Source organism: Chryseobacterium sp. S0630 (assembly GCF_024158915.1).
In the GTDB taxonomy this organism is placed as follows: Bacteria; Bacteroidota; Bacteroidia; order Flavobacteriales; family Weeksellaceae; genus Chryseobacterium.
In genome coordinates, this window is the sequence record NZ_JAMZGF010000088.1 from 1 (window position 1) to 15885 (window position 15885).

Sequence of the window (15885 nt, forward strand, 5' to 3'; positions counted from 1 at the left end):
TCTCGCACCTCGCACCCCGAAACCCGATCCCCTTACAACCTAACATCTTTTAACAAACTTTACCGATATTTTACGATTCTTCAGGCCCTGTTAGGAATAATTGTTGATTTTTCCATTACTACAACACCACAAAATAGAAGAATATGAAAAAGTTATTGCTAACAGCTGTTGGAATAGGAATATTTGCAGTGAGCTGTGGAACCAAAGAATCGACAATGTCAACGAGTAGCCGGGATTCAGCGGCAGTAGGTAATACGCAAAAAAGTATGACGCCTGCCACTACTGATACAATGACTACAAAAATGACGAATCCTGATACTACCAAGATAAAAAGGGATTCTATGGCAACGTCTCCTGTCAAGTAGTAATGATAACATTCAATCTAAAAATGGAAAATCTGCAGATGAAAGCTCTGCAGATTTTTTTTGTTGAAAAGATTAGAAGCCAAAATGTGAAAGCGATAATTAAGTTTTGTTTTGAAAGATGTTTATTTTTAGGTTTTGGCTAAAGCCAATGGATGCATGATTTATGGCTAGCCGGGTTAAAACCCGCCTCTATTGAATTTTAATAAAAACATCTTTTATCTTTTATCTTTTATCTTTTATCTTTTATCTTTTAATTAAATCATTATATTTGATTAAAACGAAACATTAAAATTGACTATTATGAAAAAACTATGGATAGGAGCATTTCTTGGAATTCTTTTCCTTGGAAGCTGTGCTCAAAACAAAGAAAAAAGAGAAGAATTTAAAGATGCCCATAACAAGGATTCATTGTTGAACAAAATGGGAGATTCTGCAGTAGCAAATTCTGAATCATCACCGGTTGTCTCTGATACTTTAAAAACCAAAACCGACAGTACAAAAGTTAAATAAAATCACAAATCCACAGAAATTCTGTGGATTTGCACTTAAAAAAACTTGACTGAAAAAAAACCGGGCAATCAACCCCGATTATAGCATATGGTAGATATTCTGATCAGAATATTTCCTTAAAAGATTAAAAATGGGAATGCAGTTTCTCTTATAATGATCTTAGTTCAGAAATGAAATAAAAGTGATAAGCTGTAACAGAATTGTCTTGTGCACTGCGAAACTGGCGCAAAGATATGATAGCAGGGGTTTCCTTTAAAATAATAGGTTGTTCATTTTCGTGAAAATGGCAAGATAGAATTAAATAAAGCCTCTCTTTTTAATCATTTTCCGGAAAATGAACATTTTTATCTGATGGGTTTTCAGCATCCAGATATTTGATATATGCTGAAGGAGAATAGTCTGTAACCGCTTTAAAGACAGCAGCAAATTTACTATGTGAAGAGAATCCACATTCGTCAGCAAGGATACTTATCTTATATTGCCTGTACTTCTCATCATTGATCAGTTTGTCTACAATATAATTGATTCTTAAACGATTGACATAGGTTTTGAAATCTGCATTTTTATGCTGATTGATTACATAAGACAGATATTTTGTATTGGTATTCAGTTCACCTGCAAGAAAAGACAGAGACATTCCTTTATTATTATAAAGATCACCTTTTTCAAAATCTTCAAGCAGTTCAAGCAATTTCGATTCTGTCTCGGAAGTCATCAGGGAATCATTTCTTCTTCGGTCTTCTTCAGAATCTTTTTCATCAATTTCTTCCACAAATATGTTCGAAAACTCAGCATCGTCAGATTGAGCTAAAGGATAATGAACTCTGTTACTGACCATATTTAACTGAGTTCTTATAATATTTCTGAATTTTGAACGCTGTTGTCTCTGCTTTGTCCTGAAGAAAATAAGTAAGCCCACCAGCGAGATAAACAGAATAATAATGGCTGTGTTTTTAATCAGATTCATATGTCCATCATTTTTATGACTTTTCCCTTTCAGAATCTCAGCACCTTTTGGTGTAAAACTTTGATTACGGGCCGCAATACTGTCATAGGCACGGATATATTTCACAGCATATAATGAAGCTTTAAAATTGTCTCCAATTCCTTCATAATAATCATTAATATTGGAATAAACAGCTTTTTTAAGCTTAAGACTTCTGGATGTATCCGCTATTTTCTCTGCCTTTTTAAGATACAGTTCAGCATCTTTCCAGTTTTTCTGCTTCAGACGGATTCCTCCTAAGCCATTATACACCAATCCCAGTGTACAGCTTCCATTTTTCAGCAGGCCTTCTGCTTTTCGATAATAGTCTTCGGAAACAGAATAATCATTAAGTTTGAAATAGACATCTCCCAGCAGCTGATAAGAAGCTGCGGCTGTTCTGTTTTCGTTTTGGCTATTTATTTTTTCAAAATATTTCAGAGAGGACTCAATATCACGTATTGCATTGGGAAAATTCCCCATCTCCATTTCATAGAAGGCCATTTCCTGATTCAACAGTCCTGCAGCTTCGCTACTTTTTTGAAAATCAACAATCTGACCTGAAGCCTGAAGCCCTTTTACAATGTATTTTTTTGATCTTTCGTATAACCCTACCTGTCTATATTGTCTCGCAAGTAATCTGGTCACCACAGCCATCCATTCCGGATCATTAATCTGATTGATTACCGAGTGGGCATTTTCGCTGTAACAGATTGCTTTTTTAAGTTCACCTGCATGATGGTATAATTCTGAAGAGAGCACAAGGCATTTTATTTTCTCCGAAGGTTTTTGTGCCTTCATATAGAGAGAATCTGCAGTTTTGATTGCTTTGGGTAAATCTTTATAGGCTGTAACAGAAGAGGTCTTCTCACAGATAAGGTCAAAGTTATTTTTTTTCTGAGCGAATATGGGGACTGCTGTTGCCAGCAGAAATAAAAATTGCAAAAGACTTTTAGGCATAGAAAAATAAATTATTATTTTGATTTTATAATAATTCATCATTATTTTCACGGGGTGTCTTTTTGTTTTTTACAAAACTAGTGATATTTTATTTTTTATTAAAATATTATATTGAAATTTAATCATTTAACCTAAAACAGTATTTTACATTAATTTTAATAATAAGACTAAAATAATAAATGATTATCTTTAATACAAGCTGATGCCTGTTTTAAAACCAAAGTTCCTGTATAATTATTTTCAATATGAACGGCTCATGTGTCATCATATTTATTACATTTGCATGGAATAAAAAGTTTTTATGAAAAAAATAGCAATACTTTCCTCAATCTTTATAGGAGCCCTTGCATGGGCGCAGGGAATTAAATTTGAAGAAGGCAATTTTGCCTCTATTCTGGCCAAAGCAAAAAAAGAAAAAAAACTGGTCTTTATTGACGCATATGCCTCATGGTGTGGACCTTGTAAACTGATGGTTAAAAATATTTTCCCACTTCAGTCTGTAGGAGAATATTACAATTCTCACTTTATCAATGCTAAAATTGATATGGAAAAAGGAGAAGGAATTGAGCTGGCAAAAAAATATAATGTAAAAGCGTTCCCTACTTACCTGTTTATTGATGGAAGTGGTGAAGCTGTACACCGAACTTTAGGATATGTGGAAGAAAAAGACTTTATCCAGTTTGCAAAAGACGCAGAAGATCCAAACAAAAGACTTACTTCTTTGAAGCAACAGTTTGAAAAAGGAGAAAAAGATCCTGAGTTTTTAAAGAATCTTGCCGGACTTACCATGTATAACGACGCTGAGTTTGCCGGGAAAGTTCTTAACCGTTATTTTCAACAGAAAGCAAGCTTAGATCAGGAAGATATCCAAATGCTACTTTCAGGAGTACAAACTACAGACAGTCCTTTGTACAAAATTTTCCAGGATAAAAAAGCTGATATCGTTAAATTTTTCCCGGAAGATAAATATGAAAAGTTTGATAAGAATATTAAACTGAACACTGTTTCTAAAAAAGCTTATAATCCGGATACAAAGAAATGGGATGATAACTATTTCATGGCTGAAACTCAGAAATTCCTGAGCAAAGAAGAGGCTGACAAAATCTTAAAAAGAATGAAAGCCAACAGAGCTTTAAAGAATAAAGATATTCCTGAATATGAAAAACTAATTCTTGACCTTTACAAAGATTATACTGCTGCCGGTTCTGAAGAACTGAATTCTCTTGCATGGAACTTTTTTGAAAATGTAAGCAATAAAACTTCTCTGGAAAAAGCCATTGCATGGGCGCAGGAATCTGTAAAGAAAGATCAGAATTTTGCCAATACTGATACTTTAGCCAATCTTTACAACAAGGTAGGTGATAAGAAAAACGCTAAAATGTGGGCTGAAAAGTCTATTGAATTAGCAAAAAGTACCGGACAGGATTCTTCTGATACGGAAAAACTTTTGAAGAGCCTTTAATAAGAAATAAGTACAATAAAAACCCCGCAGAACTAAAGTTCTGCGGGGTTTTTATTTATGTTTGAACCACCCCGTCAAAAATTCTTTGAATTTTCGCCACCCCTCCGGTGGAGGGGAATTTTCACGTCTTCATTTGTAGTATTAGTGAAAAATAGAGTATATTAAATTTCTATAAGCTCTCTTTCGTGCTCATTAATATTCAAAAAGAACACTTCCCCACGTAAATCCGCTTCCGAAAGCTGAAAGAAGCACCAGATCTCCTCTCTTGATTTTCCCCTGTTCAATGGCTTCACTTAAAGCAATGGGAATAGAAGCTGCTGTCGTATTTCCGTATTTCTGAATATTGTTGAAGATTTTTTCGTTCGGTAATCCAAATTTTTCCTGTACAAACTGAGCAATTCTCAGGTTCGCCTGGTGTGGAATGAACATATCAAGATCTTCAACTGTTTTTCCTGCTTTGTTCAAGGCTTCCATCATGGTTTCAGGGAATCTTGTTACCGCATGTTTGAATACAAAGTTTCCGTTCATGATCGGATATACTTCTTTGTTTGTTACATTTTCAGGATCTTTTCTCATTCTGTCACTCCATCCGTATTTTGAACCCGGGAACTGAGTACAAAGATCATCAGCATATTTTCCTTCAGAATGCATATTCATCGCTAAAATATCTCCTGCATTTTCATCTTCTGATGCAGAAAGAACAACCGCTCCTGCCCCATCTCCGAAAATAACAGACACACCTCTTCCTTCGTCAGAAAAATCCAATCCGAAAGAGTGAATTTCTGCTCCTACCACAAGGATATTTTTATAAGTTCCTGATTTGATAAATGCATTAGCCACACTCATTGAGTATACAAATCCTGAACACTGATTTCTTACGTCCAATGCTCCAATGGTATCACATCCCAGCATATCCTGAAGCAATACTCCACACCCAGGAAAATAATAATCCGGTGAAAGCGTTGCAAAAACAATATAATCGATATCTTTTGAGGTAAGGCCAGCATTCTGGATCGCTTTTTCTGCAGCTTTAAAACCTAAATAAGCAGTGGTTTCCTGGGAATCGTTTCTGTTTTTTCTATGTCTTCTTTCCTTGATCCCTGTTCTTTCCGTAATCCATTCGTCATTGGTATTCATTAGTTTTGCCAAATCATCATTGGTAACAACGTTATCTGGAACATAAAATCCCACCCCTTTTATGGTACTTTTAATCATATAGTTTTTTAATTTTGGCAAAGATAAAACTTATTTAACACATACTTTTTCAAAATATTAGTATTTTTACTTTATGCCAATTGATACGATATACAGAACCTCCCAGTGCGAATGGGTAGATGTAGAGGCTCCTACTTTAGAAGACCTGAAATTTCTTCATGAAAGATATGAAATCAATAATCTTCTTCTGGAAGATACGATGGATCCTAATCACCTTCCAAAATATGAAGAAGACGGGAATGTAAAATTCTTTTTACTCCGTGAAAGCACAGAACTGGAAAGAAAGAATCTCAATACAATCAGTGATATCAGCACCAAAATTGGAATCTTTCTGGTGGAAAATACCATTATTACCATCCACAGGATGAAAACCAGAAGTATTTCCGAGACCAAGAAAAAAGTGTCTTTAATTCAGGAAGACCTTAAACCTCAGCAAATCATGCTGATGATTGCTATATTGATCATGAAAAGTTTTGATGATGAATCTTTAAGTCTGTTTGAAACAATGGACAATATTGAGAATGAGATTTTCCTTAAAAACACCAATCATACCAGCCAGATCCGCCGTCTTTACAAGCTGAAGCGAAAATCCGGATTGAACTCCCGTGTGCTTGTAATTTCTACGGATGCTATTGACAAATTTAAATTATTGAATTTACAGGACTCTGAGATTGTTGATTTAAAAGATAAACATAAAGACGTGGTTGCCGATTTTGATCATTTGAATATTCAGATTACCAACCTTATTTCTATGTTCCTGGCTCTTTCGGATCAAAAGGCCAATCAGGTGATGAAGGTTCTGGCAATTTATTCAGTCTATTTCTTACCCATCACTTTTATTGCCGGAGTTTACGGAATGAACTTCGATAATATGCCTGAGCTTCATCATAAGTATGGATATTTTATCACATTGGGAGCAATGGCAACCGTTGTCATCAGTACCTTTATTTATGTGAGACGAAGACAATGGTAATTCATTTTTCCATGAACACAAAGGTGCATAAAATACCCAATGGCATCTGGTTTTAAAGTGTGAAGATTTCATTTCCAATAAAATACAAACTGGCAACTATTTTAAATTAAAGATTGATTCACCCGGTTTCATAATAACTGTACACCATCTAAACAAAATACCATGATTACTGAGAACCTCAACAAAATTCTTGAAGATCCTTCTCTATCACAAGCATCCAAAGATAAATTGCTTGCTTTGCATGAGAATATCTCTTCCAAAGAATTCTCTGATCTCCTCGATCAGTCCGGGAATCAGTATGTAGAGTTTGTACAGGAAGGTGGTGGTGTCTGGGGAAGTGCATTGGTAGGCTATCTTTATGGACTGGAAATATTTGGAATCCGTTTTCTGAAAGTAGCAGGAACGAGTGCAGGAGCTATTAATACGATGCTTATTGCTGCTTGTAAAACCAAAGAAGAAGCTAAAAGTGAACTGATCAAGGATATTCTTTTCAGCTGGAATTTTGCAGATTTTATGGATGGGAAAACCTATGTAAAAACCACTCTGCATGCGATGCTGAACAACAAAGATTTCTTTAAGATCAATGCTGTTATTGCCGCTATCCTTTTTATGATTCTGATCAGCATTCCTTTTCTGGCACCTTCAACGACGATTATGAATGCTAAGCTGATGTTTTTGATTCCTCTGATTCCGGCTGTCATCCTCTTTTTTTGTATCCAAAAGCTGTACAATAATTTCAGAAAGGAAAACAGCGGACTGAATCCCGGAAATGCTTTTCAGAATACCATGCAAAATGCGCTGGATCAATTTGGAATAAAAACTGTTGCCCATCTCAACGAAAAATTCATTCAGAAAGAAAAGGATCTTAATCTCAACTATCGATATGGAAACGGCCAGGAGTATTATCTGATGGCTTTGCAAAGCATTGAAAAAATTAAAGTCAAAAATCAGGAACATATTGACCCAACCCGTTACAGAATTTTCTATGAAAGCGCCGTCAACAATGATTACTATAAAAACAACCCCTTCTACCTTCTAAAGTCTGAATATGTTGTTATTACCACAGATATCAATGCTAAAATTAAGGTAGAACTTCCTACGATGGCCAATCTCTATTGGTCTGAAGAGGAGCTGAAACACATCAGCCCGGCTGAATTTGTGAGAGCTTCTATGGCGGTTCCTTTTTTCTTTGAACCTTTTCAGAAACAAATCAATAAGAATGACGATTCTGTAAAGTACGCCTGGAGATACTGGATGAATACAAAACCTGATGATATTAATCCTGCAGGAGTTTTCATTGATGGTGGAAGTATTTCCAATTTTCCTATTGACCTGTTTCATGCCGATGAAGTTTTTTATCCGAGAATGCCTCTTTTCGGGGTACAGCTGACAAGCGATTCTGCGATTCTTTCTGAAAAAGGAAAAACCAGTGAAGAAATCCTTAAAACACCGTTCAGCTATGCCGGAAATATCATCAGTACACTGAAAGGTTTTAATGATAAGACATTCCTTACCAAACATACTTTTTACCGTTCTTACAGCATACAGAGTGTCAATTGTGGCACCAGCAGCTGGCTGAATTTCTTCATGAAAAAAGAGGAAAAGGAAGAACTTTTTAACAGAGGTTTTCAGGCCGCTCTTGATTTCCTCAATACGTTCAGCTGGGAAAAGTACAAATATGAAAGAATGATGCTTACGATGAAAGAGAAAAAAATATTGAAGGAAGAAGATACGCCTACGGTAGGATAAGGATTTTTAAGTATTTTAGCTTTTTAAATAACCATGAAAAAGAGACCTGTTTTTATCCTGGGGATGGTCATGATCCTTATTTTTATTTCGATTCCTGTTATTCATGTTCTTAAAACAAAATGGAGTGAATCTGATGTTAAAAATGAAATTCCTGAAGGATATACCAATGATGCAAGCCAACTGAATTTAACAAAGATTGATACACTTATCAAAGTACCGTCATCAAAATCTGAAATTGAAAATCAACTCCGTCAGATCATACAATATGCAAAGGAGAAGAACTTAAAAATCTCTATTGCCGGTGCACAGCACAGTATGGGCGGACATACCATCTATCCTAACGGAATCCTACTTAATATGCTTCCTTACAAACATATGGAGCTGGATGAAAAGAACAATATCCTTACCATTGGCTCCGGAGCTCTTTGGGAAGATGCGATCAAATATCTGGACAAACATGGAAAATCTATTGCTGTGATGCAGGCTTTCAGTTCTTTTTCTGTGGGTGGATCAATGAGTGTCAACGGTCATGGATGGCAGAAAAATCTTCCTCCTGTTTCCTCCAGTGTGGTATCATTTTCACTAATGGATCAGAACGGAAGCATTCTCAACTGCAGCAGAGAAGAAAACCCTGAACTTTTCAAGCTGGTAATCGGAGGGTATGGACTTTTCGGGATTATTCTTGATATTAAATTAAAAGTGGTAGAGAATGTTGCACTTCAGTATAAATATATTCGTTTAAGCGCAGATCAGTATCCTAATTATTATAAAAAGTTTATATCAGAAAATCCTGCTGTCAACCTGGTTTTCGGAAGATTGAGAATTTCAGACAAACATTTTCTTGAAGAGGCTACCATCAATTATTTTGAGAAAGCCAATGAAAAACCTTTGCCACTTCCGCTTCAAAATGCTAAAAATGAAGAAACTAAACGTCTTGTATTCAGAAGTACAGTCAACAGTGAATACGGGAAAAGACTTCGCTGGGATCTGGAAACCGGAATGAATAAGATGACAAAAAATGCAGTGTATTCCAGAAATGAGCTTCTGAATGACCATGTTTCACTCATTGAAAATAAAGATCCAAATTCTACAGACCTTCTTCAGGAATATTTTATTCCGGAGAGAAACTTCAGTCAGTTTATTAAAGATATAAAACCTGTTTTGAAAAGCTCAGGGCTGGATTTACTTAATATCACCATCCGTGCGGTGAATAAGGATGAAGACAGCTATATGAACTATGCGAGGGAAGATGTATTTGGATTTGTATTTTTATTCAATCAAAAGAAAACAGAGAAGCAGGAGCAGGCTATGAAAATTCTGACCAATCATCTGGTAGATATTGCTCTGAAAAATGAGGGTACTTTCTACCTTCCTTACCGCCTTCATATTGGCAGAGAGAAAATGAGAAAGGTTTATCCGCAGGCAGAATCTTTTTTTGAACTGAAAAGAAAATATGATCCTTCTGAGATCTTTGACAATAAATTTTACCAACATTATAAATAAAACACGATGACGAAATACATCTGCCAATGCTGTGGAGAAGAGAAAGAAGACTGGCCTGCAATAGCCTATAATGCTCCTTATTTCTATTATGACCTATCGGAAGAGGAACTCAAAAATGCTGAACTTACTTCAGATTTATGTGTTGTTGAAGATTCTGAAGATACCCACAGATTTATCCGTACTGTTCTTGTACAGGAAGTTATGGATGACTGCAGAAATCTGGATTACGGAATCTGGGTTTCTCTGAGTGAAAAAAACTTCAATGAATATGTTGAAAATTATGACAATAAGGAATTTGAAGCAGAATATTTCGGATGGCTTTCTACCTATCTTCCGGATTATGAATTTGAGGAAAGTGTTCCCACAACTGTAGTGGTAAACAATTCTATCGGAAGACCTTTTGTCTATCCTCACCAAAGTTATGATCATCCTTTTGTGGACGATTTTTATCATGGCATTACAAAGGAGGAAGCAGAGAAGAGGATTAATCGGGTTTTAAATAAAGAATAGATGAACTTCCTTTAAGTTTTAGAAATATTGCAGCAGCATCTGGAATAGGAATCTATCAAAAAAATATATTGATAGATTCCTAATAAAAATTATAAATTATCCAAAAACTCCAGATACATAGGAACACTTCTGTTGATCCATTCATCGGAAGAGTCCCTTTCAATTCCGTAATAGACGAAAGGCTCCTTATAATCGGCTTTTATATAATCAAAAGTCAGCTCGTAAGGTCTGAAAAGTTCGTTCATTGTGTATTTATAGACTCCGGATGCAGTGTAGGCTTCTTCATCTATACCTGCGGTAACGGCCAGTGACATTTTCTTTCCAGCCAGCTTGAAACCACTGGTACTTCCATATGCCCAGCCATACAAAATCACCTCATCCAGCCATTGTTTCAAAAGTGGCGGACTACTGAACCAGTAAAAAGGAAACTGGAATACAATTTTATCATAAGATTCCATCATCTTCTGCTCTTCCGCTACATTGATTTTTCCATCAGGATAAGCTTCATACAGTTGATGAACAGTATATTTTTCAGGATATTTTTTTAACTCGTCAATCCATTTTTTATTAATCACAGATTTTTCAATCTCTGGATGTGTAACAATTACTAAAGTCTTCATTCTGTTTAAATTTCTATTACAAAATTACAACACGTAACTTACATTTCGTACATTAGCAACCTATTGTATGGTACTATAAAAAATGTAAGTAATGACTAAAATAAAGGAAACCTCTACCAATTTTGCCAATAAGAAAGCGCTTGCTGATGAATGTCCGGAAATTTATGCATCCAACACGATCGGAGGGCAATGGGCATTGGCCATCTGTTGTTATCTGATCAACGGGAAAATGAGATTCGGGGAACTGAGAAAGAAACTTCAGAACATTACTGAACGTATGCTAACGCTTCAACTTCGAAGACTGGAAGAAGATAAGATCATTACCAGAACCGTATATGCAGAAGTTCCTCCAAGGGTAGAATATGAACTTACAGAAATTGGCTATAAACTGAAGCCTATCATTCTTGAGTTTGAAAAATGGGGTAAGGAGCATCAAGAGATCATGAAAAAACAATAAGCTAAAAGTGGTTTTATATTTAAAAAGTACCACATTATATTATTTCACATAAAATAATTATATTTAAATATATAAACCAATACTATGAAAAACCTGACTTTTTTACTATTGTTCCCTATTGCTGTCTTTGCTGGAATAAATATACATGCACAAAAAATTTCTGACGGCCAGACAATCGATATCAATGGAATGGCGGTTACCTTTAATATCCTCAATAAAGAAAGTGTAGAAGCCGGTGGAAAATCCTACGACCGATATAAAGTTTCTGCATCGGTAAAGAATACTTCAGATAAGGCATTCAACATCAGATTATCAGCCTTTCCTCAAATTGTAAGCAACATAGGCCTTGTAGAACTGGACTGTATTAATGCAACCGGAGCCAGGCTAACCTCTAAAAAGATAGAGTTAAAAATGAAGGCCCAAATGATTAATGTTACCTACTCTGCTTATGACAAGTCTGGGAAACTCATCACCAGTACAATTCCGGTAACCGGCAGTTATTATTTTGATCCGGGAGACACAATCAATGATAATGCAATCTTTATTGTTCCACAAGGTGAAAAACCTGATGTTTCTGTAAGAAGTATGAAATAAAATAACATCACTTTATACAATCTCTTTTGTTTTGAGTCTTTCTGTCAGGATAATGAGTATAAAGAGCTAATACAACATCAAAAAAATTAAAAAATTCAGATTCTACGGAATGAAACAGTTTGTCCCTAATGTCAAAAAATTCTATTTGTCATTCCGTAGAAACCTATATATTATTTCGCTATTTTTTCCTTCCACAAAGGCTTTTGAGTCAACACTTTTGAGTGAATCGGACAGCTCTCATGATGAGCGCCTTTCAGATATCCTGTACTCATAAGAAATTCATTGACAATCTCTCCTCCTGTAAATTTGAATGTTTTTTTGAAAAGCTTCATCCATTCCTGCAAAGTCATTGGATGATGATGCTCCAGCCATTTTTCAAAAGAACCAAATTCCTTTTGTAATGCAATGATTGTTTTGGCATTTTCAATGGCAGCATTTACTTTTAGCTTATTCCTGATAATTCCCGGATCGCTCAATAATCTTTCGCGGTCTTCTTCTGTATAATCTGCTATTTTCTGAATATCAAATTGGTCATATGCTTTCCTGAAACTGTCTTCTTTTTTCAGAACCGTTTCCCAGCTTAATCCTGCCTGATTGATTTCAAGAATGAGTCTTCCAAACAATTCATTATCATCATGAATAGGATACCCATAATAATTGTCATGGTAATTTTTGTGCAGTTCTTTTCTGCTTTCGGGCTGCATTCCTTCTATTGCTAAACAATAACTCATTACAATATATTTTCTGTTTTCGTTAAAAATTTGTCCATGGCTTCTTTAATAGTAATTCCTGTACGGTCTGCCAGAACAATCAGCCACCAGATATTTTCGGCTAATTTATGCTCCAGTTCTTCTGCTGAATCTTTCTTCAGCCATGTTTTCTGATGGGACATTACATTTCTCCCTACCAATCCGGCATCGGTAAGATAAGCAAGTGCATCTTCTTCCACTGACCATTCTTTTCCGTTGCTTTTTATTTCCAGCTGATGATACTTCTCTCTGATGTCTAAAGAACGTTTGACGATGGTATCAAAATTATTGGTGTCCATATTTCTCTGTTTTTAAGTAAAGACTTTCAAAGGGTAAAAATAAACCAGAGCTGTGACAACTGTCCGTCAGTAGTGATTTTCAATTTTTAAATGTAATGATAATTCCATTCATTTTATCTTCTTCTGCTCAGAGAATATTTAGTAGTTTAGAGAACTTAAAAACGATATCATGCAATCTGTGTTTTCCCTTCTTTTTATTATATGTTCAATCTTCTTCAAAGCACAGAATTTATATTCAAAAGCATATGGAAATCCCAAAAAACCTCCCGTCATTTTTATCCATGGCGGACCAAGCGGAAATGCTACTTTGTTTGAAGGAACTACCGCTCAGAAGCTTGCCGATAAAGGATTTTATGTGATCGTTTATGACAGGCGTGGTGAAGGGCGCTCAAAAAATGAGAATGCCACCATGACATTCAAAGAAAGTTTTGAGGATTTAAAAAATATTTACACAACTTATCACCTCCAAAAAGCAAATATACTTGCCCATAGTTTTGGTGGAATTATCGGGACTTTATTTACAGCTCAGTTTCCTGAAAAAGTAAAAACACTTACGTTGGCAGGAGCTTTATTTACCCAACAGGAAACCTATGATCATATTTTAAAACAGGCTAAAGAACATTTTAAAAATGATGCTGCACAGCTTAAAGAGATTTCAGAGATAGAAAGTCTGGACAAGAACTCTGCTGCTTATAGAAAAAGATGCTATGATATAGCTGGGAAACTTGGCTTCTTTGATATGCCACATCCAACTCCTGAAAGTGAAATACTGAGAACGGAGTACAAAGCAGGGGAATTTTACAAAAACAATATAAGAAATGCTGATTCTCCCATTAAATTCTATCAAAATGAACCTTTGAATAACCTGGATAACACAACAGTTTTAAAAGTTATCCGAAGAAAAGGAATTCCCGTTTTTGCAGTGTATGGTAAGAATGACGGCATATTTTCAGAGAAACAGCTAAATGATCTTAAAAATATTGTCGGGAAGAAAAACTTCAGACTCATTGATAACTGTTCCCATTACTTATTTGTAGATCAGCAAAACGATTTTTTAGAATTTATTAAGCTTACATTGAAATAAAGTGTAGTTTTGTAATCATGCACAATTCAGGAGTCCATATGAAAACCTATAAAGCGATCATTACGATGCTGATTTTGGTGTTTTCATTATCTCCATGTTCTGTAAAAAGAAATGTTCTTGATATTTTTGACATTCAGTTCATCAGCGGACTGAATAAGATCAAAACTACCTCTTCACTTTCTTTCAGTTGTGATTCGGCATCAGCTTCCTCCGGAATTTCGGTTTCAAAAAACAAAACTCAGAGCCAATACAGAAATCCTTTTTCTGATTTTTCTTCAACAACCGGAAATTCTGTTGAAAAAAAGATTTCTTTCAATAACTACTCAGGGCATTCTACAGGAAACAGCCCACCGAAGTATATTTTATTTAAAAGACTGAAGCTTAATCTGGTTTAATTTTTTTAAGCCTAATTAAAAATCAGTTTTTTACAATACAATATTAATTTCAATGAAACATATCTTAAACCGTCAGTCTTCAGAGCTGGCCGGATTATATACTTTATCCCTCCGCATGGTTATCGGATGGACCTACTTTTCAGCGTTCTGGCGCAGACTGATCCTCGAAAACAAGCTTATTCCTGATGAAAAGGGATATATCGGGGAAAAATTCAATCATTTCTTACCAAATGCCCTGGGAATAAAACCCATTATTGAATATCTGGTGACTCATCCTGATGCTTTGCAACGCTCTATGATGATTTTTACCATTATCGAAGCCATTGTGGGTTTATTCATCATCCTTGGGTTATTTACCCGCTTAATGAGTATTGGCATCTTCAGCCTTGCTCTAGGAATTTTATTAGGTTCCGGATGGCTGGGAACAACTTGTCTTGATGAATGGCAGATTGGTGTTTTAGGTGTTGCAGGCGGATTTGTTCTTTTTCTTACAGGAAGCGGACCTTATTCCCTGGACTATTATTTCATAAAAAACAACAAAAATTTCACCCAGAAAAGATGGTTCCAATGGTTGGGATCAGGAACTTTTCCTGTCTCAAAACCAAAAGTTCTTGTACTGTCAGGCTCGCTCATTATATTCGGATTAACTCTCTTTACCAATCAATACTTCCATGGAGGTGTATGGGGAACGCTGCATAATAAATCAGTAAAACCTAAACTGGAGATTTCAAATATTTCTCATAACAATTCCAAGCTGACATTTGAAGTCTACAGAACAGAAGGTGCTGATGTGTACGGTTCTTTCCTAATAGGTATTCATGTTCTCGACAAAAACGGAAAGATTTTAAAGGAATTCGATCATAAAGAACTCTCCGGAATTCCTAAAGAAAATATACAGAATCATTATGTCGCCAAAGTGAAACCGGGAAAACACAGTCTGGTAATTCCATTGGGAGCAAAAGCTGATGTTACTCTGAATATTGATGATATTTTTGAAAAAAATGAAATTCATACCCTGAAACTGATTGATGTAAGTGGTATTGAGTGGATAGAGAAGATTGAATAAGGGTTGGGATTCGGGATTCAGGATTTGAGATACAGGTTTCGGGGATTGGAGCTTATTATTTTAACGTTTTATGCTTTGGCTAAAACCAAAGGAATTTAAATCATTTAATTAAATGGGCTAAAGCTCATTTCTATTGAATAAAATTGGACTAAAGCCGTTGGAAGGTTTACTTCTTCTGTGAATGGGCTAAAGCCCACTCCTATTGAAATTTTTTCTCCATGATTATAATTCTTTTAAAATTAAGATCTGCATAATCAGCTACATCCTCGAGACCTTTTATATGTTTTTACTAAAACAACTATTCATTGACAGAAAAAGAAGCCGTCTCATTTTCCTTGAGGCGGTTTTTGTTTATAAACTACCCATATTATTTTTTTAGGATGATTTTT

The 15885-nt window shown here is 35.4% G+C and carries 17 protein-coding genes; 12 read left to right on the forward strand and 5 right to left on the reverse strand.

Annotation, left to right across the window (positions count from 1 at the left end; genetic code table 11):
* Positions 1 to 215 precede the first annotated feature (215 nt).
* The gene (locus NK356_RS22950; protein ID WP_253318144.1) at positions 216 to 365 is read left to right on the forward strand and encodes a hypothetical protein; all 150 of its coding nucleotides are present in this window, start codon (positions 216 to 218) and stop codon (positions 363 to 365) included.
* 300 nt (positions 366 to 665) lie between these two features.
* Positions 666 to 875, forward strand: coding sequence for a hypothetical protein (locus tag NK356_RS22955; protein WP_034699977.1), 210 nt, complete (start codon positions 666 to 668; stop codon positions 873 to 875).
* A 316-nt stretch (positions 876 to 1191) separates the two neighbouring features.
* Here the strand turns inward: NK356_RS22955 and NK356_RS22960 are convergent, their stop codons facing one another.
* Positions 1192 to 2820 carry an AraC family transcriptional regulator gene (locus NK356_RS22960; RefSeq protein ID WP_253318145.1) on the reverse strand — a complete coding sequence of 543 codons (1629 nt, stop codon included), beginning with the start codon at positions 2818 to 2820 and terminating at the stop codon, positions 1192 to 1194.
* 301 nt (positions 2821 to 3121) lie between these two features.
* On the opposite strand from NK356_RS22960, the gene NK356_RS22965 reads away from it, so the two are divergent.
* Entirely contained in the window at positions 3122 to 4282 is a 1161-nt protein-coding gene (locus NK356_RS22965) for a thioredoxin family protein (protein WP_034699971.1), read from the forward strand.
* Between the two features lie 192 nt (positions 4283 to 4474).
* Here NK356_RS22965 and NK356_RS22970 read toward each other — a convergent pair whose 3' ends face one another.
* Entirely contained in the window at positions 4475 to 5497 is a 1023-nt protein-coding gene (locus NK356_RS22970) for a 3-oxoacyl-ACP synthase III family protein (protein ID WP_034699968.1), read from the reverse strand.
* Positions 5498 to 5570: 73 nt separating this feature from the next.
* On the opposite strand from NK356_RS22970, the gene NK356_RS22975 reads away from it, so the two are divergent.
* From NK356_RS22975 to NK356_RS22990, 4 genes are all read left to right on the forward strand, one after another.
* Positions 5571 to 6470 carry a CorA family divalent cation transporter gene (locus NK356_RS22975; protein WP_034699967.1) on the forward strand — a complete coding sequence of 300 codons (900 nt, stop codon included), beginning with the start codon at positions 5571 to 5573 and terminating at the stop codon, positions 6468 to 6470.
* A gap of 162 nt (positions 6471 to 6632) precedes the next feature.
* Positions 6633 to 8219, forward strand: coding sequence for a patatin-like phospholipase family protein (locus NK356_RS22980; protein WP_034699965.1), 1587 nt, complete (start codon positions 6633 to 6635; stop codon positions 8217 to 8219).
* Between the two features lie 33 nt (positions 8220 to 8252).
* Positions 8253 to 9722, forward strand: a complete 1470-nt coding sequence (locus NK356_RS22985) for an FAD-binding oxidoreductase (RefSeq protein ID WP_253318146.1) — start codon at positions 8253 to 8255, stop codon at positions 9720 to 9722.
* 6 nt (positions 9723 to 9728) lie between these two features.
* Positions 9729 to 10232, forward strand: coding sequence for a DUF2199 domain-containing protein (locus NK356_RS22990; RefSeq protein WP_034699961.1), 504 nt, complete (start codon positions 9729 to 9731; stop codon positions 10230 to 10232).
* Between the two features lie 89 nt (positions 10233 to 10321).
* On the opposite strand, the gene NK356_RS22995 is transcribed toward NK356_RS22990, so the two are convergent.
* On the reverse strand, positions 10322 to 10852 hold the full coding sequence (locus NK356_RS22995) for an NAD(P)H-dependent oxidoreductase (protein ID WP_034699959.1): 531 nt from the start codon (positions 10850 to 10852) through the stop codon (positions 10322 to 10324).
* A 91-nt stretch (positions 10853 to 10943) separates the two neighbouring features.
* Between NK356_RS22995 and NK356_RS23000 the strand changes: the two genes are divergently transcribed.
* Both NK356_RS23000 and NK356_RS23005 read left to right on the forward strand, forming a co-directional pair.
* The gene (locus NK356_RS23000) at positions 10944 to 11309 is read left to right on the forward strand and encodes a helix-turn-helix domain-containing protein (protein ID WP_034699957.1); all 366 of its coding nucleotides are present in this window, start codon (positions 10944 to 10946) and stop codon (positions 11307 to 11309) included.
* An 84-nt stretch (positions 11310 to 11393) separates the two neighbouring features.
* Positions 11394 to 11903 carry a hypothetical protein gene (locus NK356_RS23005; RefSeq protein WP_034699954.1) on the forward strand — a complete coding sequence of 170 codons (510 nt, stop codon included), beginning with the start codon at positions 11394 to 11396 and terminating at the stop codon, positions 11901 to 11903.
* Positions 11904 to 12073: 170 nt separating this feature from the next.
* Here the strand turns inward: NK356_RS23005 and NK356_RS23010 are convergent, their stop codons facing one another.
* Together NK356_RS23010 and NK356_RS23015 are read right to left on the reverse strand one after the other, a co-directional pair.
* Entirely contained in the window at positions 12074 to 12634 is a 561-nt protein-coding gene (locus NK356_RS23010; RefSeq protein ID WP_034699953.1) for a DNA-3-methyladenine glycosylase I, read from the reverse strand.
* A complete protein-coding gene (locus tag NK356_RS23015) occupies positions 12634 to 12951 on the reverse strand; it encodes a MazG-like protein (RefSeq protein WP_253318147.1) in 318 nt (105 codons plus the stop codon). Before NK356_RS23015 ends, NK356_RS23010 begins: the two co-directional genes overlap by 1 nt.
* A 169-nt stretch (positions 12952 to 13120) precedes the next feature.
* Between NK356_RS23015 and NK356_RS23020 the strand changes: the two genes are divergently transcribed.
* From NK356_RS23020 to NK356_RS23030, 3 genes are read left to right on the forward strand one after another with little or no spacing between them, the layout of a single operon-like run.
* Positions 13121 to 14035: an alpha/beta hydrolase gene (locus NK356_RS23020; protein ID WP_253318148.1), complete on the forward strand. Its 915-nt coding sequence runs from the start codon at positions 13121 to 13123 to the stop codon at positions 14033 to 14035.
* Positions 14036 to 14073: 38 nt separating this feature from the next.
* A complete protein-coding gene (locus NK356_RS23025; RefSeq protein ID WP_253318149.1) occupies positions 14074 to 14430 on the forward strand; it encodes a hypothetical protein in 357 nt (118 codons plus the stop codon).
* A gap of 52 nt (positions 14431 to 14482) precedes the next feature.
* On the forward strand, positions 14483 to 15496 hold the full coding sequence (locus NK356_RS23030) for a TQO small subunit DoxD (protein WP_253318150.1): 1014 nt from the start codon (positions 14483 to 14485) through the stop codon (positions 15494 to 15496).
* Positions 15497 to 15885: the final 389 nt, after the last annotated feature.